Origin of the sequence: Synechococcus sp. KORDI-100 (assembly GCF_000737535.1) — a bacterium.
Lineage (GTDB): Bacteria > Cyanobacteriota > Cyanobacteriia > PCC-6307 > Cyanobiaceae > Parasynechococcus.
In genome coordinates this window covers 1,554,792-1,572,068 of sequence record NZ_CP006269.1, presented here as the reverse complement: position 1 = coordinate 1,572,068, position 17,277 = coordinate 1,554,792, and the positions used below count along the sequence as shown (strand labels likewise).

At 59.5% G+C, this 17,277-nt stretch carries 18 protein-coding genes; 12 read left to right on the top strand and 6 right to left on the bottom strand.

Features of this window, described 5'->3' with window-relative positions; genetic code table 11:
• Positions 1-32 precede the first annotated feature (32 nt).
• Positions 33-632 carry a peroxiredoxin gene (locus tag KR100_RS07945; RefSeq protein ID WP_038544628.1) on the top strand — a complete coding sequence of 200 codons (600 nt, stop codon included), beginning with the start codon at positions 33-35 and terminating at the stop codon, positions 630-632.
• 24 nt (positions 633-656) lie between these two features.
• On the opposite strand, the gene KR100_RS07940 is transcribed toward KR100_RS07945, so the two are convergent.
• Together KR100_RS07940 and ftsH are read right to left on the bottom strand one after the other, a co-directional pair.
• Positions 657-3,416 (bottom strand): UPF0182 family protein, encoded by a 2,760-nt coding sequence (locus tag KR100_RS07940; protein WP_071839875.1) that lies wholly within the window; start codon positions 3,414-3,416, stop codon positions 657-659.
• Positions 3,413-5,155, bottom strand: coding sequence for an ATP-dependent zinc metalloprotease FtsH (gene ftsH / locus KR100_RS07935; RefSeq protein WP_239420451.1), 1,743 nt, complete (start codon positions 5,153-5,155; stop codon positions 3,413-3,415). The genes KR100_RS07940 and ftsH overlap by 4 nt, the downstream gene beginning before the upstream one ends.
• Before the next feature lie 144 nt (positions 5,156-5,299).
• On the opposite strand from ftsH, the gene rpmF reads away from it, so the two are divergent.
• Positions 5,300-5,476: a 50S ribosomal protein L32 gene (rpmF, locus tag KR100_RS07930; RefSeq protein ID WP_038544624.1), complete on the top strand. Its 177-nt coding sequence runs from the start codon at positions 5,300-5,302 to the stop codon at positions 5,474-5,476.
• Position 5,477: 1 nt separating this feature from the next.
• Here the strand turns inward: rpmF and KR100_RS07925 are convergent, their stop codons facing one another.
• The 3 genes from KR100_RS07925 to KR100_RS07915 are packed head-to-tail and all read right to left on the bottom strand — an operon-like array spanning position 5,478 to position 7,514.
• Positions 5,478-6,428 (bottom strand): phosphoribulokinase, encoded by a 951-nt coding sequence (locus KR100_RS07925; protein ID WP_051847399.1) that lies wholly within the window; start codon positions 6,426-6,428, stop codon positions 5,478-5,480.
• On the bottom strand, positions 6,418-6,762 hold the full coding sequence (locus tag KR100_RS07920; RefSeq protein WP_038544622.1) for a DUF565 domain-containing protein: 345 nt from the start codon (positions 6,760-6,762) through the stop codon (positions 6,418-6,420). The genes KR100_RS07925 and KR100_RS07920 overlap by 11 nt, the downstream gene beginning before the upstream one ends.
• Positions 6,759-7,514 carry an HAD-IA family hydrolase gene (locus KR100_RS07915; protein ID WP_038544620.1) on the bottom strand — a complete coding sequence of 252 codons (756 nt, stop codon included), beginning with the start codon at positions 7,512-7,514 and terminating at the stop codon, positions 6,759-6,761. Before KR100_RS07915 ends, KR100_RS07920 begins: the two co-directional genes overlap by 4 nt.
• Positions 7,515-7,578: 64 nt before the next feature.
• Between KR100_RS07915 and recJ the strand changes: the two genes are divergently transcribed.
• Positions 7,579-9,474, top strand: coding sequence for a single-stranded-DNA-specific exonuclease RecJ (recJ, locus tag KR100_RS07910; protein ID WP_038548340.1), 1,896 nt, complete (start codon positions 7,579-7,581; stop codon positions 9,472-9,474).
• A 9-nt stretch (positions 9,475-9,483) separates the two neighbouring features.
• On the opposite strand, the gene psb30 is transcribed toward recJ, so the two are convergent.
• Positions 9,484-9,591, bottom strand: coding sequence for a photosystem II reaction center protein Ycf12/Psb30 (gene psb30 / locus KR100_RS07905; protein WP_006041509.1), 108 nt, complete (start codon positions 9,589-9,591; stop codon positions 9,484-9,486).
• A 66-nt stretch (positions 9,592-9,657) separates the two neighbouring features.
• Here psb30 and KR100_RS07900 point away from each other — a divergent pair, with 66 nt between their 5' ends.
• The 9 genes from KR100_RS07900 to KR100_RS07860 all read left to right on the top strand — a co-directional run bounded on the left by KR100_RS07900 (position 9,658) and on the right by KR100_RS07860 (position 17,277).
• Complete coding sequence (locus KR100_RS07900) at positions 9,658-10,020, top strand: YkgJ family cysteine cluster protein (RefSeq protein WP_038548337.1); 363 nt, start codon at positions 9,658-9,660, stop codon at positions 10,018-10,020.
• A complete protein-coding gene (locus KR100_RS07895) occupies positions 10,020-10,349 on the top strand; it encodes a TMEM165/GDT1 family protein (RefSeq protein ID WP_204207660.1) in 330 nt (109 codons plus the stop codon). The genes KR100_RS07900 and KR100_RS07895 overlap by 1 nt, the downstream gene beginning before the upstream one ends.
• A 3-nt stretch (positions 10,350-10,352) precedes the next feature.
• Entirely contained in the window at positions 10,353-10,640 is a 288-nt protein-coding gene (locus KR100_RS07890; RefSeq protein ID WP_038544616.1) for a TMEM165/GDT1 family protein, read from the top strand.
• A gap of 109 nt (positions 10,641-10,749) precedes the next feature.
• Complete coding sequence (locus KR100_RS07885; RefSeq protein WP_038544615.1) at positions 10,750-13,092, top strand: RNB domain-containing ribonuclease; 2,343 nt, start codon at positions 10,750-10,752, stop codon at positions 13,090-13,092.
• Positions 13,093-13,094: 2 nt separating this feature from the next.
• A complete protein-coding gene (locus KR100_RS07880) occupies positions 13,095-13,703 on the top strand; it encodes a flavin prenyltransferase UbiX (RefSeq protein WP_038544613.1) in 609 nt (202 codons plus the stop codon).
• A complete protein-coding gene (locus KR100_RS07875; protein WP_038544611.1) occupies positions 13,700-14,215 on the top strand; it encodes a hypothetical protein in 516 nt (171 codons plus the stop codon). Before KR100_RS07880 ends, KR100_RS07875 begins: the two co-directional genes overlap by 4 nt.
• A 45-nt stretch (positions 14,216-14,260) precedes the next feature.
• On the top strand, positions 14,261-14,707 hold the full coding sequence (locus KR100_RS07870) for a DUF2996 domain-containing protein (protein ID WP_038544609.1): 447 nt from the start codon (positions 14,261-14,263) through the stop codon (positions 14,705-14,707).
• Positions 14,708-14,764: 57 nt separating this feature from the next.
• The gene (gene acsF / locus KR100_RS07865) at positions 14,765-15,844 is read left to right on the top strand and encodes a magnesium-protoporphyrin IX monomethyl ester (oxidative) cyclase (RefSeq protein ID WP_038548335.1); all 1,080 of its coding nucleotides are present in this window, start codon (positions 14,765-14,767) and stop codon (positions 15,842-15,844) included.
• Between the two features lie 23 nt (positions 15,845-15,867).
• Positions 15,868-17,277, top strand: a complete 1,410-nt coding sequence (locus KR100_RS07860) for a TldD/PmbA family protein (protein ID WP_038544607.1) — start codon at positions 15,868-15,870, stop codon at positions 17,275-17,277.

The following is a 17,277-nucleotide window of genomic DNA, read 5'->3' as shown; positions in this document are numbered from 1 at the left end:
CGGTTCCGGTGACTTACCACCGCATTCAGAACATGCCCGAAAACGGTTGCCTTCGCGTGGGCCAGATGGCCCCGGATTTCACTGCCACCGGCGTGGTGGATCAGGAATTCAAGGAGATCAGCCTGTCCCAGTACAGGGGCAAATATGTTGTCCTCTTCTTCTATCCGTTGGATTTCACATTTGTCTGTCCGACGGAGATTACGGCGTTCAGCGATCGATACGCCGATTTCAGTTCAAAAAACACAGAAGTCCTCGCTGTTTCGGTGGACAGCAAGTACAGCCACCTTGCCTGGATCCAGACTCCTCGCAACCAGGGCGGAATTGGAGACATCGCCTATCCCCTCATCGCCGATCTGAAGAAAGAGATCTGTGCGGCCTACAACGTTCTCAACGACGACGGAGAAGCAGATCGCGGCCTTTTCATCATCAACCCCAAGGGGATGGTCATGCACATGACGGTCAACAAGGCTCCTGTTGGACGCAACGTTGATGAGACGCTTCGTGTTCTTCAGGCCTACCAGTACGTTGAAGCCAATCCTGATGAAGTGTGTCCTGCCAACTGGACACCTGGTGATAAAACAATGTTGGAAGATCCCAAGGGAAGCAAGGAGTATTTCTCCGCGATCGGCTGATTCTGAACGCTCAACAAAATCCACCTACTCCGCCGATGAAACCATCGGCGGAGTTTTTTGTTGAAGTTCAGCAATGGCTACATCAAGTGTTTTGGCCATGGCAATCTCTTTGCCATCGCTGACAACAATGCGAGCCAATGACGGTAAACCACCTTGACTCGCTTTCAGATAAACCGGTTCAACGTAGAGCAGTGCATCTCCAACAGGCACAACCAGCAGATTTCCCTGAAGCACCTCAGATCCGCCACGATCCCATAATCCGAATTGCTTACTGATTTCAGGCTCCTGGTTGATCAAAGCCTGCACTTGTTCAGGACCAAGGATGGGTGAGGTGCGAGGAAAATCAATCAGCAGGAGTTGACCGTAATGCTCATTGTCGTTCCGGGCAGCAAGCCAGGCGTTGAGATTTGGACGGGCGAGAGGTGTCAGTGGCTGAAGAAGCAAAAACTCTGAGGCACTGTTTGTCCCAACCTGGGCCGTGATGTGGTATGGCCTCACGGGAACCTGATCACGTCCATAGGTTTCAAGCGGAACCTGCCAAACATCGTCACTGCTGTAGAACTTCCGAGGGTCTGTGACGTGATATCGCTGCAACTGTTGAACCTGCACGCTGAACAGGTCTTCCGGCACTCGTAGATGATCTTTCAACTGCTGAGGCATCGCCTCAAGAGGTTCCAACAAGCCAGGAAAAACGCGCGACCAACCTTGGATCAGGGGGTCATCAGGTTCACTCACATACAGATGCACTGTTCCGTTGTAAGCATCTACAACGGCTTTGACTGAATTCCGCAGATAGCGATCGGGATCCTTCGTACTGACCGCGGAGCTGTAGGGATATGTGACGGAATCGGTGTAACCCTCCACAATCCAAAACTGATGCTGTTTTGGAGAAAAGGCTTGATTGGATTCCTCCAAAGGAACCGAAACAAGATAAGGAGCACCGCGAAGCTGCAGAAATGGTGCCAGTGCCCGGACCCGTTCACGAACATCGCGACGCATCATCAAACGGGTGTCCGGATTGATCGATGGCGAAAACATCAGCCGCGGCTCGGCGAGATAGAGGGAAGCAGCCAATCGTTGAGGCAGCGTCCCAATCGGGATCCCTCCGGATCCCACGTAGCTTGTGTAAACGTTGACGTCGCCTTCGGGATAGTCGATTTCATCAACCTCGGTCGGAGCAACGGCATAGGTGGCAGGAACGGTGCCGAAGTACAGACCTCCCTGGTCAACAGGCACTTCCTGACGAACAACCTCCCGGCTGATGCCCAGATCTTCGTTGCCCTTGATCTGTGTGGAAGCGCCTAGATCACTGATGAAGTAATCCGGCAACCCGTCGTTACTGAAGGTGTTCACGGGACTGAGCGTGAAGCCGTAGCCATGGGTGAACACGAAATGTTTATTGAGCCAGGATCTTGAGCGCGGCGGGAGTTCCGACTGGTCCAGTTCCCTCGGAGAAAGGATCACCTGCTGAGAGGTGTCCTGATCGGTGAGCAGCGGATAACGATCAACAGCGGCACCGGAAAAGCGGTAGTAAACCCGCAATTCCTGGAGTTGGCTGTTGGTTTGCAGCAGAGGCTGAGTATCCCAGAGCCGGACGTTATCGAGGGTGCTTCGCCCTTCAGCGATATCGTCTGCGGTCAGCTTGGGAGAGGGAATCTTGATGCTTCGAACAATCTGGTCAAGCTGAAAAGCATGTCGCGTTGATCGGATCGCCTCCTCGATGTACGGGGTCTGAAGAACCAATTCCCGGGGGCGAAGCCAGAGCCAGCCCACAAGTGGGGTGATCAGAAGTTCAGTGAACAAAAGAACAGCCACCAGAACGATTGACAGCTGTTGGATCCTTCGAAAACGGACATCAACATATCCAGCCAGCAAGGCCAGGGAGGCCAGAAGCAGCAGTCCAGCGATGCCGGTGCGAAGAGGCAACAGCCAATGGTCCTGAAGCCAGCCAGCTCCTGCTACAACGCCGGTGCGTGTCCAGAGCAACTGATATCTCGACAGCCAAACAAGGGCGGACAACACCGCGAACAGCGCTGCTGTCCAGCTCTGCAGTCCACGCCGGAAGCTCGGCTCAAAGCGAGCAACCGCCCAGTCAGACAGTGAGGGTGCACGGGTAAGGCGCAGCCAGAGAGCTGCCGAAAGATGAAAGATCAGCAGCAGCAAGACCAGTTCCAGGCCGAAGCGCCACGCCCCAAAGCGACCCAGTGCAAAACTTGAATCGGTGTTCAGCAGGGCATCACGGAATCCGGAATCGGGAATCCGAAACGCCAGAATCCACAGCCCCCAGGCTCGTCCGACGACGAAGATGAGGCACCCGGAGACACCTAAGGTCATCCATCCGAGCCAACGTCGTCGCAACGCCGCCGCAAGAGCGAGCATCAGAATCACGGTGATCAGTACGGTCGAGGGAGGGCTCAGCTGAGCCAACGCCTCGGGCCAGTGGGAGAGCGCGAAGGGTTGCGTGAACGCCAGGACTGCAAGTCCCCCTGCCAGCGTTGTGCTGGCGATGAGGGTCAGAAGACACAACAACAGGGCCGCGCTGTATCCGAAGCCGCTCAACCAGGACGGTTCGGTGGGATTGGGGTCCTGACAGTGATCGAGGGATCGACGCCAGCGCGACAGGCAAACCACGACAAGGGCCGCTGCAGCTGCAGACACCAGGGCATACACCCAGCGTTGCTGCAGAACGCTCTCGAGGTTGAATTGCGCGAACCAGAGCCACTCCATCGACATCCGCGCCGCCAGAACAACGAGCAGCGCAGGAAGCAGGAGCAGCAGGATCATGTGAGTCCGGCCAGAACCATGAAACGATCACCCTGAAGGGTCTCTTCCTCAATCAGAGCGTCAACCAGGCGATCCATTTCAATTCGACGTGGCTCCAGCAACTCAACCGCACGCTGGAGCGAGCGACGTGCAAGCTCCTGAACCTGCTGATCGATCTCTCGACCGGTGGTCTCGGCATAACCGGGGCGCTGACTGAACCAGTCCCGCCCGAGAAAAACCTCCGTGCCAGCTCCCTCAAGCGCCACTGGGCCCAGGGATGAAAAGCCGAAACGGGTCACCATCTCACGGGCCAGCTGGGCCACCATCTGCAGATCTCCGCTGGCGCCCTGGGTCACCTCCTCGCGACCGAAAACGACCAGTTCCGCGGCCCGGCCTCCCAACGCCACAACCAGCCGTGCCATCAGACTTGAGCGTGTCATCAGGCCGGAATCAAGGACCTCCTCGTCTGGCCAGAGGCGGGTAAACCCCCCGACCCCACCACTGCGGGGAAGAAGCGTGACCTTGTCCACCCGGTCCGCCTCCGGCAGCAGTGCCGCCACCAGTGCATGGCCAATTTCGTGGTAAGCGATCAGTCGCTTCTTGGCACTGTCCTGAAGTGGCGCTGCCGCAAGGCCCATCGTGATGCGTTCCAGAGCGGCCTCGAGATCGGAGTCAGCGATGGCCGCCGCCCGACGGCGGGCCGTGAGGATCGCCGCTTCATTCAGAAGATTGGCCAGGTCCGCCCCTGAAAACCCTGGGGTGCGTCTGGCCCAGTTCTCAAGGCAGACGCTCGGATCCAGGGGACGGGTCCTGGCATGAACGGAAAGGATCTCCCCACGACCGAGTCGATCGGGGAGCCCCACATCGATTCGCCGGTCAAAACGGCCCGGCCTTGTCAGCGCGGCATCCAGAACATCGACACGGTTCGTGGCGGCCAGAAGAATCACACCGGCGTTGTCCGCGAAGCCGTCCATCTCGGTGAGCAGCTGATTCAGCGTCTGTTCACGCTCGTCATTTCCTCCCCCGATGCCGGCACCACGCTGACGGCCAACAGCATCAATTTCATCGATGAACACGATGCAGGGAGCTTTCTCCTTGGCTTTTTTGAACAGATCTCGAACCCGGCTCGCGCCAACCCCGACGAACAGCTCGACGAATTCCGACGCTGCCATCGAAAAAAACGGAACCTCGGCCTCGCCGGCAATGGCTCGGGCCAGCAGGGTTTTGCCGGTTCCGGGTGGCCCGACCAGGAGAACGCCCCTTGGAATCTTGGCGCCGAGACGAATGAAGCTTTCCGGTTGCTTCAGGAACGTGACGACCTCCTGAAGCTCCTGCTTGGCCTGGTTGATTCCGGCGACATCCTCAAAGCGAACCTGGAGATCGTCCTGCGGTTTGATCCGCGGTTGGCTGCGCCCGAAACCGAGCGCACGATTGGCGACCTGGGCAGAGCGTCGCAACAGAAAGGAAAGACCGACGATGATCAGAAGAATCAGCGCGAGATTGCCGACCAATCCCGCCATGGCCTGTTCCTGACGGGTGTCGAGGACCTCCAGGGGGACTCCGGAGTCCTCCGCGGTTCGCAGGATCTGTTGATCATTGGCGAACACCGGAACGCTGACCTCGCGTCCATCGGAGTAGACCGCCTTCACCTCGCGTCGTGATGGCACAAGCTCAAGAGACTTGACCTTGCCCTGCTGAATCTCCTTCAGCAGATCCGAGTAGCTGGGCGGCTCCGGCCGGCCCTTTCCGAACAGCGTCAGTGACGTCGGATCCGTGGTTCCTGCGGACTCCTTTGAGCCGTTCGAATCTGAACTCACGGCAGATCAGCACTGCGCAGACATTAGCGATTTGACGCGAAGCCTCATCAAACGGGACAATCAGCGTTTGGCGATGTCTGAGCCGCAATGGCTGTACCGAAGAAGAAAACCTCCAAGGCCAAGCGCAACCAGCGCCACGCCATCTGGAAAGCCAAAGCAGCCGTGGCTGCGGAGAAGGCCATGTCGATCGGCAAATCGGTGCTGAGCGGCCGGGCTCAGGGATTTGTGTATCCCATCAGCGAAACGGACGAGAGCGAGTCCTGAATCAGTCTCGGAGCTGCAGGGATCGAAGATTCCGCTGCGCATCCGCTGAGAAAACCACATCGGCATCAGCGAGATCGAAGCTGATCGATGGGATGGCTGAGCTGACCATCCGAATGAAGTTCCTCAGTTCATCATCCGGAAGTCCCGCTCCCCGCAGGCGCTGCTGGGAGTCGTTCTGCTGGCGTTTCCACAGAGACGGAGCGTTCAGATCCGGTGCCTTGATCTGCCAGAGGTGGTCCAGTTGCTGCCAGATCGGTCGATACGCCTTCAGCGAAGCCTGGACGGCTGACCGATAGCGGAGCTCTGCCTCCTGAAGGGGAGGGTCGAGATGATCCGACCCGATGTCAATCGCGTCGGTCTCAGCCAGCGGTTCACAACCAACGAACCACCCTTCAAGAAGCACCACCGAGGCATCACAGATTCGCCAACCGCTGCGATCTCCGCGCCCCTCGCGAAGGGCCTTGTCGAAACAGGGGAACTGCACCTGCCCTCCAGACTTCCACGCATCCAGTGCGAGTGCCATCAGCTGCAGCTCATGGCTCCCGGGTATCGCCCTTGGAACACCCCAGGGGTTGCCCTGCATGGATTGGTCCAGCGCCGGACTGGACAGGTAGAAGTCGTCGATGGACACCACCTGAAAGGACAGGCCGATCGCTGCAGCGGCAACCTCCAGCCAGGCGCCGAGCGTGGTCTTCCCGCATCCAGGCAGAGCACTGAGTCCGATCAGGCTCCGATGCATCCCGGCCCTTCGCTCAGCCAGCGTCAACAGCGGGAGGGCCAGGCACCAGAGCCAGTCAGCTGAGGTACCGGGCGCCCACAGGTCTCGGCCAACCGTTTGGATATCGCGATCCAGCCAGCTCTGTTTCCAGTCCTGCCGATTCATCACCCCAATCGAGGCCAGCAGCCGATCGAGATCGCGGGCCGGGATCTTAAGGGGGCGATCAGGATCCAACCTTGAAGGCCTCCAGAGCCAGGGCGTACGTGAAACCGATCCTGAGGTTATCGATCACCTGCCAGGTCAGGGAGATTGGAGAACCGGCAAATCTGAATCGCAGACGGATCAGGATCTCCACCATCACCATGAAGATGAAGGCCGCGACCGATCGCAGCGCAAGCGCAATGCTTTCTCCGATGTACTCCGTGACGTTGCTTCCCAGAAAAAACCCGACGAGGACGGCAAGCAGCACAAGACTGACGCGCAACCAAGGCCCCCTGAAGCCGAGCAACAGGCGATCGCCAACACGACCCTGAACCCGTGACAAGCGTGTGTCCTGCACTGTGCTCATCGGGGCGTGCCGAAGATCAGATCCTGCAGGTACTCCAGCGTCACCAACCCCTCCGAGCAAGGGGGGCCATGCAGATGGGTGGCTGGATTTGAAGGATCACCGAGATGATTCACCGCTGCGACTGCCCGGGAGAGGAGAGAAACCAGACCCGTGTCCCAGGGCGAGGGAGTGAGCAGACAGGCCAGCCCTGCAGCACGCGCTGCTTCCAGGCCAACGGCGGAATCCTCCACAGCAAGGCCCTCTGCAGCAGGGCAACCGCTCCGCTGCAAGGCAAGCCTGTATCCCGCCGGTGAGGGTTTGCCTTCGCTCACATCATCGGATGTGATGATTCCCGCAAATCGAGGCAGGTCCTCGCCACCAGCCTCAAGCAGGGCCATGACCGAGGGGTAACCACTCGAGGTGACGATCCATTGGGGAACATCGGCCTTGTCGAGGGCATGCAGAAGACGACGCACACCGGGTCGCCAGCCGACATGCCCTTGCTGGATGCGGCCCAGGTAGTGGCGTCGTTTGATCTCTCTCAGATCCAGAAGCGTCTCATCGCTCACCGACAGATCCCGCTCTGAGAGATAGATCCGGACCCGGCGCAGACCTCCCGGAATCGCCAGCAGCCTGGAGTAGAGCTCGGGGTCCCAGTGGATCGGCAGACCGAGTTCGTCGAAAGCCGCATTGAAGGCCGGACGATGGCCGTCCATCTCCGTATCCGCCAGGGTGCCATCGACATCCCAGAAGACAGCGCGAAGCTGGGTCATGCAGGCCAGACCGTTGATTGCAGAGCACAATGCTGTCCGACAGGGCCGCTCCTTGCCCCAAACGTTGTCTGAAACCAAGCATTCCTGGATCTGGTCCCTTCCCGCAGTCATCGAGCCGGATCCCCTGTCGGGATGCGACTTGTCGTTACCTCTGCGTTGTCTCTTGATGCGGCGAGGCATCAAGACCGTACAGGAGGCCTTCGATCTGCTCGATCCACCGGCACTTCCGGATCCGAGCACGCAGTTCCCTGATCTCAGAGCAGCGGTCGAGCGCATCAGCCGTGCTTGCAGAGAACAGGAGGCTCTGGCGATCTGTGGTGATTACGACGCCGATGGCATGACGAGCAGTGCCCTTCTGCTGCAGGCACTGACCCCGTTGGGGGCCAGACCGACCGTGGCGATTCCATCGCGGAGTGATGACGGCTACGGGCTGAATCCACGCATGGTTCAGGAGCTGCATGACTCCGGCATCAGGGTTCTGATCACCGTCGACAACGGCGTTTCAGCGCGGAAGGCACTCGAACTGGCCAGCGAGCTCGCCATGGAGGTGATCGTCACGGACCACCACACCATCCCTGAGGAACGCCCGCCGATGGCGGCGCTGATTCATCCGGCCACGACACCCCAAACCTCGCCCTATCGGGGTCTGGCCGGCGTGGGACTTGCCTATGTGCTGGCATTGGCGGTCGCAGAGGATCTGCAACGACCAGAAGCGATCCGCTCAGCAAGGGATCTGTTCTGCATCGGCACAGTGGCCGACATGGCCCCGTTGCAGGGGGCGAATCGACGCTGGCTGCATGAGGGACTGAGACATCTGCACCGCACGGACTGTGCTGGGCTCAAAGCCCTTCAGCGACTGGCTGGACTGGACGATCGGCCCTTGCGCAGCGACGACATCGGTTTTCAGATCGCCCCTCGGATCAATGCGGTCGGGCGTCTCGGGGAGCCCAGTCTGGTGGTGGATCTTCTGACATCCGTGGATGCGGATGTCGCCATGGGGCTGGCACGACGCTGCGATGACTACAACCGTCAGCGACGGGACCTTTGCGATGCGATCGAAGCCGAGGCCGTTGCTCTCATCGAAGCGGACACGGGGGGGCTGCCTCCCTTTCTGCTGCTTGCCCAGTCCCACTGGCATCACGGCGTCATCGGCATTGTCGCGGCACGTCTTGTTGAGCGGTACCACCGGCCTGCGGCCCTACTCGCCGGTGAAGGGAACGGCATGTTGAGGGCATCGGTGCGAGCACCGAAGGGCTTTGCCGTTGATGCTGCTCTCAAGGCTTGCCACACGCTCCTGGACCGCTACGGAGGGCATCCCGCTGCCGGTGGTTTCACCGTGGTCGCTGCCCATGTCAGTGCACTGCATGCGCAGCTGAATGACCTGGCGCAGCACTGGTTGTCCGGCGCCGGAGAGGGGCTCCCAGTTCAGCCGGAAGCCCTCCTACGTCTCTCACAGATCGACTGGGAACTCTGGAGCGAGCTGCAGAAGCTTGAACCCTTTGGTGTCGGCAACGAAGCGCCCCTGTTCTGGGCGAGAGATTGCGCAGTTTTGAACTCGCGCCTTCTCAGTGGTGGCCATCTCTCTCTCACACTCAGTCAGGACGATGTTCAACGACGCGCCATCGCCTGGCGCTGGCGCAGCGAGGAGGCGTTGCCGGAACGCTGTGATGTTGCGTTCACCATCGGAATGAACCGCTGGAAGGGTGAAACCCGTGTGCAACTTGAGCTGAAAGCGCTCAGGCAGCACAGTGAATGCATTGATCTGGTGCGCGGCGATCACCGCTACAACGCCCGTCGCGTCTCAGAAACAGGGCTTGCTGTTCGTAATGATGAAGGTCAGGAGATCTGCGCGGAGATCAAACCGGGATCAACCCTGATTAGCAACGACCCTCTCGCTCGCCACCCGATGGTGCTTCAACTTCTTGAGGAGGCCTCTCTCGGTCTTGGACTGAGACCTTGAATCAGGCCTTCAGAGCGCACCGCGGCGGTAGAAGAGAATGAAGATCACGGCTGGGCCAGCCAGGGTGATCAAGGCAAGGGCGCCGAAATTGGCAATCAGGTGGAAATCGATGCCCATGAAAAAATGGCGCTGTCACTCAGTGGATTCCAGCACAGTCTGCCGAGTCTTGTCACAACGACAGCAATGAACAGTCGCGGAGAACGATGGCAGTGCATTCGACACTGTGGCGCCTGCTGTTATCTGTCTCCGGATGAACGGCAGGAGGCGTTGGCTGCCCTGTCTGACGAGCAGCGCAATCGATATCTGGCGATGGTGGGAAACGACGGTTGGTGCATTCACTACGACAGCGGCGGACGACGTTGCCGCATCTACTCCGAAAGGCCTGATTTCTGCAGGGTCAGTCAGCTTGGCGAACTCTTCGAGGTTGAGTCGGATTCGCTGGACGCCTTTGCAATGCAATGCTGCCGTCAGCAGATTCGCTCACGGTATGGAGGAAGAAGCGCTGTGATGCGTAGGTTCAACCGTGCCCAGCGAGCTCCCAACTGATGCAATCCGGCTCGAATGAACGACCGGCTTTTCTGACAGTGCTCGTCAGCACCTTCACAACGGTGTTCGTTGCGGAGCTGGGTGACAAGACACAGCTCGCCACCCTGCTTCTGTCCGCTCAGTCCGGAGCTCCCTGGTTGGTCTTTCTCGGCGCAGCAACAGCGTTGATCGCCTCCAGCCTTGTCGGCGTGCTCGTGGGTCGCTGGTTGGCGCAGGTTCTGCCACCGGAACGGCTGCAATTGATGGCCGGCGTTCTGATGATCGGACTTGGCCTCTGGCTGGGAGCCCAGGCAGGCCGCTCTCTTTTTCTTGCTTCATCCGCAGCTTGAACAATGGATCTCACCTTGCTTCTGTCCACGTTCGTCGCTGTTTTCCTGGCGGAACTGGGCGACAAGACCCAGCTGGCCACGGTGGCGCTCAGTGGCACCTCCGATCGTCCGCTGGCGGTGTTTCTGGGTTCGTCATCGGCTCTGGTGGTGGCCAGCCTGATTGGTGCCCTGGCAGGCGGATCGATTGCCTCCGTGATTCCAACGGATCTGCTGCAACTGGCTGCAGGAATCGGATTTTTGGTGATCGGCATCCGGCTGCTCTGGCCCGATCGCGAACAACCCGACTCTTAGGATCACGTGTGGGAATGGAGTTCTCTGCACGCTTCGCATCGCTTGATGCGATTCCCTCCATCGGCCACCCGTCTCCCGGTCTTGACGATCGGTTCCGCCATCAGCCTCGATGAAATTCACGGTCGCCGACGTCCTGGATCAGCTGTCTGTTGAGACACCGACGTCACCAGCTGTTCTGGCGAAAAGCCTCAAACTCACCAACAAAAACGACAAGCTCTCGCTGGAGACGGCTCTCTCGGCTCTGGGTCGTTTGGGGGTGATCGAGTCCCGCGACAGTGACGGGTTGCTGCGTGGGGATAACCCAGACCTGATCGAAGCCCGACTGCGATGCAGCAGCAAAGGCTTCTGCTTCGCGATCCGTGACGATGGCGGCGAAGACATCTATATCCGTGATCATCAGCTGAATCACGCCTGGAACGGAGACAGGGTTCTGGTGCGAATTCTCCGGGAGGGGGGTCGCCGTCGCTCGCCTGAAGGAGGTGTCCAGTGCATTCTCGAGCGGGCGACCACAACGCTGCTCGGCCAGGTGGAGCAGCAGGACGACCAGCTGGTTGCTGTACCCCTCGATGATCGGCTGCTGACCAGCATTCAGCTGCCCGGAGAGGACGCTGAGCACCTACAACAAGATCCTCCAACCTCGGTGGTCGAGATCCATGTGGATCGCTACCCCGTGGCCCAGTGCCCGGCCGAGGGCCATGTGGCACGCTCTCTCCCCCTCAGCGGCGGGGCAGCCTCAGACCGTGATCTTCTGCTCACGAAAGCAGGACTACAGGCCCGTCCCGCGGCTCCGAGAGTGTCGCCTAAATCACCAGCCACCAAGGGGAGAACCGACCTCACTGATCAACCCGCTCTGTTGCTGCGCAGCTGGAACCACGATGAGGCACCGTTCCTGCCTGCCGTCCATGTCGAGCCCCATTCCGGTGGATCGCGGTTGTGGGTCCACGTGCCGTCCGTGGCCGAGCGGGTCGGCTGCGGGAACAGTCTCGATCTCTGGTTGAGGGAGCGCTCAGAGGCGATCTGTCTCGGGGAGGTCTGGCAGCCTCTGCTCAACGAACCGCTCAGCAAAGCCAGCCAGTTCAACGTCGATGAAACCGCTGAGGCCATCAGCGTTCGCCTTGATGTCACCGCGAATGGAGAGCTCAGCGACTGGTCCTTCACGCTCAGTTCAATCCGTCCGATCGCAACCATCGGACCGGCGCAGTTGAAGGCCTTAGCCGCTCGCAAACCGAAGGCACGCACCATTCCTGCGGCCCTGAAGTCCATCAAGGATCAACTCGGGCAACTTGAAACGCTGCTCTTCTGCGCCCGCTGTTTGCTTGAGAGCGAGCAGCGCCGGGGTGCGATTCAGCTGGAGCTTCACACTCCGGAGATCGATGCGCTGGGTGATTTGATCTGGGTCGACCCCACCGGACTGCGTCATCGCTGGTTTGATGCCCTTGATGCAACGGATCCCCAGTCGTTACTCCAACCGCTGCTGAGAGCGGCCAACCGAGCCTGGGGTCGTCACGCCACCGCATTGCGGCTGCCTGGTATTCAGTTGCACAGCGGTCAAGCCGACGACACTGCGCTCACGGATGTTGCCAAAACGGCCCTCGCCCTGGACCTGCCCCTGGAACTGAATGACGAGGGCAGCCCTTCGGCCTCTGAATTGATGGCTTTGATCGAAAAGGCTCCGCAACGCAGGGTGCTCGAGCAACAGCTCAGTCACGCCTTGCAGGACGGATTTTTCGGATCACTCAATGGCAGGACGGAACCTCAGGACGGGGGAGAGACGACCGTGACCCTGCCCGACACGGAGCCAGCTGTCGAACCATCCAGCTCAGAGCCCTTGGTGCCCTGGTGCTGCCCAGGTCAGATGTATGTGGATCTGGCGAACCAGCAGGTCATCGTGACCCTTCTCAGTGACGGCAAGGACCGGCCAACCGTCAGGCATAAGCAACGTCTCACCCTGGGCAACCGCGACTGCGCCGGTCAGGTGTCCTGGCCGTTGTTCGCCGGATCGATCGAGGACAAGCTTCAGCAGCTCTGCACGGATCGTCTGATCCAGAAACTGAACGGGAGACGCCGCCAGATTCTCGAGTTGGAAAGGGACCTGGTCGCCATGGTCCTGGCCAGGACGGCAGAACCGATGTTGAACAAGGATCTTGATGGCCGGATCAGCGGTGTTCAGAGCTATGGATTTTTTGTTGAGGTTGGACCCACTGCCGTTGAAGGTCTGGTTCATGTCAGCTCCCTGAATGACGACTGGTACGAATACCGATCCAGACAGAGCCGATTGGTCGGACGAAAGAACAGACGCACCTATCAGCTGGGAGATCCCGTTCGCGTGAAGGTGATCAAGGTGGATGTTCTCAGAAACCAGATCGACCTCGAAGTGGCATCAGAGCCGGTTGTTGATCCCTCCGCCGAGCAAGAACCGGCTGCCGTTCCTGTCACCCTCAGCGACGGCTGACGATGCTGCCCTACGTCCTCGGGGTGACGGGTGCCTCCGCTCAGCCTCTCGCTGAGCGTGCCTTGCAGTTGTTGCTGCAGCGTGAACGCACCATCCATCTCGTGCTGAGTCGCGGCGCCCACGAGGTGTTCCGCGCAGAGCAGGGCCTGTCGATTCCTGTGGAGCCGCAGAGGCAGGAGGCCTTCTGGAGAGAGCACCTCAAGGTTTCAACCGGCGAGCTGATCTGCCATCGATGGAACGACCAGAGCGCCGCTATCGCCAGCGGCAGTTTCCGCTCAAAAGCGATGGTGATTCTTCCCTGCAGCATGGGAACAGTGGGGCGCATCAGTGCCGGGGTGGCCTCTGATCTGATCGAACGGTGCGCCGATGTTCATCTCAAGGAATCACGCCCTCTGCTGATCGTCCCTCGGGAGATGCCGTTCAATCTCATTCATCTTCGCAACCTCACGGCACTGGCTGAAGCAGGAGCCCGCATCGCTGCGCCGATTCCGGCCTGGTACACAAGGCCCACCAGCCTCGCTGAGATGGTCGATTTTCTGGTGATCCGCATCTTTGATGGGATCGATGAGGATCTTGCCCCACTGGATCGCTGGAAAGGACCACGCCAATGACGCTGATCCGGCGGGTTCTGCTGCTTCCCTGCCTGCTGCCGGTTGTTGCCGTCCTTGTGCTGTCGGCCATGAACCGGAGCGGCACAACTCAGCTTCAGGTGCTGATCTGGCGATCGCCACCGTTGCCCCTCGGCGCCTGGACCGCCATTGCCGCCGCGACGGGTGCATCCCTCAGTGGAGTGGCAGCTCTGCTTCTCATTCCAGGGCGCGCGCCGCTCCGTCGCACGCTCCACCAGCCGATGGGTCGACCTGCAGCTCCCGATCCTGTGATCTTTGAACCCACTGCTTCAGCACCCGTGGCACCGCCACCCCCGGTGATGCCAGAACGCGATGTCCGCGATCCGGCACCAACCGTGGCTGTGCCCTATCGGGTGATTCAACGCCCGCAGACATCCCCTGCAGAAGACCGGTCTCAGGAATCCCGTTCAGGCGGCACTTCCACAGGGCAAGAGGCTCGGAACAGCCATCGGGAGACGGACGACTGGGACCAGGATCCGGATCGCGATTGGTGAGCGAGCATCCGGTCTGCTTACAGTTCCAGCAGTGAGGATCGAACGGTGAGCGAAACCCCTGCCGAGGCCCCCAAGCAGGCGAAACCAGAGGGTGAGGCCAAGCCCAAACCCAAGCCGAAGGCAAAGCCCCCGAAGCCTGAGGACAAACCCTTTGAGATCTTCATGGCTGAGGAATTTCTGCCCGAGATCTCTTCACAGCTGAAGCGTTACGACCTTGTTCCAGAAAGGCTCGAGCTGGTGGACGGAGAGCGACCGGTCGTCGGAGGGGCCTGTCCGATGGTGGTCGGTGAACTGCCTGGAGGACGACGCTTCTGGCTGTGTTTTGGAAGCAGTGACATCACCAGCAGCAAAACCATCACACTCGCGGACCCCGGCAGCGAGCCGACCTTGCTGGAATCCTTCCTGATCGATGAGAAACGCATGTCCCTGGCGCTGCTGGTCTCCCGCCTGATGCAACGCCTCAATGGACAGAAGTGGCTCGGAGGTAACTGATCCACCAGGATCTGGCGAGTCCCCTCTACATTGGGTTGCACCGCGAGATCGGAGCTGATGGTCCCCCCCACCGCCGTTGCGCAGCAGGCCGAAGCCAACGCAGTTGCAACCAAGGATCCGGTCAAGGACACAATCCTCACCCCCCGTTTCTACACAACGGATTTCGAGGCGATGGCCTCCATGGATCTTCGACCCAACGAGGCAGAACTCGAAGCGATCTGCGAAGAATTCCGTAAGGACTACAACCGGCATCACTTTGTCCGCAACGAGGAATTTGAAGGTGCCGCTGACAAGCTCGACCCGGAAACCCGCAAGGTCTTCATCGAGTTTCTGGAGCAAAGCTGCACGTCTGAATTCTCAGGCTTTCTCCTTTACAAGGAGCTCAGCCGTCGCATCAAGCAGAAAAATCCCTTGCTCGCTGAATGTTTTGCTCACATGGCACGGGATGAAGCCCGTCATGCCGGATTTCTGAACAAATCCATGAGTGATTTCGGAGTCCAGCTTGATCTCGGCTTCCTAACAGCGAACAAGAAGTACACGTTCTTCAAGCCAAAGTTTATTTTTTACGCCACGTACCTCTCCGAAAAAATCGGCTACTGGCGCTATATCGCCATTTATCGCCACCTGGAAAAGAATCCCGATAGCAAGATCTTCCCAATTTTCAATTTCTTCGAAAACTGGTGTCAAGACGAAAACCGTCATGGGGATTTCTTTGATGCCCTGATGAAGGCTCAGCCAGACACCGTGCGCGGGCCGATTGCCAAACTCTGGTGTCGATTCTTCCTGCTGGCCGTGTTCGCAACCATGTACGTGCGGGATGTCGCCAGGAAGGAGTTTTATGAATCACTCGGCCTTGACGCCCGCGATTACGACCGCATGGTGATCGACAAGACCAACGAAACCTCGGCACGGGTGTTTCCTGTTGTCCTCGATGTTCGAAATCAGAAGTTCTGGGATCGACTTGAAGGTCTAGTCAGCCATAACGCCGCTCTCAGCGCAGCCGACGCGAGCGATGCTCCCGCTCCTCTCCGGCTGGCCAAAAAGCTCCCCCACTGGCTTGCAAACGTGTCATTGATGGCGAAGCTGTTCCTGATGGCCCCGATCCCGAGCGAGCGCTTCCAGCCAGCTGTGCGCTGAATTCATTACTCCCCCAAGGTTTCTTGACTGCTTCGTTTTCGTCTGGCTGGAAGGATCTTCTCCAGGATCTTCTCCATCGCGGGACTTCATCCGGTGCTGACCTGGTTGAGGTTTTTATGGAGAGAACCGATCATCTCGGTCTCCTCGCCGAACAAGACACGATCACAAGTGTGAATCCGTCCTTCTCGCGAGGGGCCGGATTGCGCGTCTTTCTGAATGGACGTGATGGATTTGTCAGCACGAATGATCTCAGCCGCGAGGGTCTGACCCGTTCCCTCGATCAGGCACTGGCGATGCTTGGTCTCGTGGCAGGTTCCCCGGCTGCGGTTCCATCGTTTCAGGGTCTGAACGATCTCACCGATCACGGCACGACGAAGCAGGACTGGCTGGCCCGCTGTCCGGACCTGACCATGGCCAGCGGCCGACTCCTTCAGGGGACGGTCCACCTCCAGCGCTTCGGTCAACATCTCCAGGTGCGTCGAGGCAGCTACTCCCGCGACTGGCAGGAGGTTCTGGTCGCAGCCTCTGACGGCACCTTCGCCCGCGACATTCGTCTCCATCAATCCACCGGACTCTCGGTTCTTGCCGCCGATGGTGAACACCGTTCCAGTGTTGGTCGTCGCTACGGCAGCACGGACAGACCTGACGATCTCAAGAACTGGGATTGCGAGTCGAGCGCTGCTGAAGTGTGTGAAAGCGCCGGCAAGATGCTGCGAGCGGAGTATGTGGATGCAGGGCAGATGCCGGCGGTTCTGGCCAATCGATTCGGCGGCGTCATCTTCCATGAAGCCTGTGGGCACCTTCTGGAAACGACGCAGATCGAACGGGGTACGACTCCCTTCGCCGAGAGCGTCGGGACTCAGATCGCCCATCCCGCCGTCACGGCAATCGACGAAGGACTGAGCGGCGGTGCCTTCGGCTCCATGTCCATGGACGATGAAGGGATGGCCCCCCAGCGGACCGTTCTGATCAAGGACGGCATCCTGCAACGCTTCATCAGTGATCGAGCCGGTGAACTGCGCACGGGTCACCGGCGCACCGGTAGTGGCCGCCGCCAAAGCCACGCCTTCGCGGCAGCCAGTCGGATGCGCAACACCTTCATCGATGCCGGGCCGCACTCACCCGATGAACTGATCGCGTCGGTGGATAGTGGGCTTTACTGCAAGGCGATGGGCGGCGGAAGTGTCGGCCCGACAGGCCAGTTCAACTTCGCTGTCGAAGAGGGCTACCTGATTGAGAACGGCAACCTCACCAAACCTGTCAAAGGGGCCACCTTGATCGGTGATGCCAAGGAGGTCATGCCACGCATTTCCATGTGTGCCAACGACCTCGAGCTGGCGGCAGGTTTCTGCGGCTCCGTGAGTGGGAGCATTTTCGTCACCGTCGGTCAGCCCCACATCAAGGTTGATTCGATCACGGTGGGGGGCCGCTGA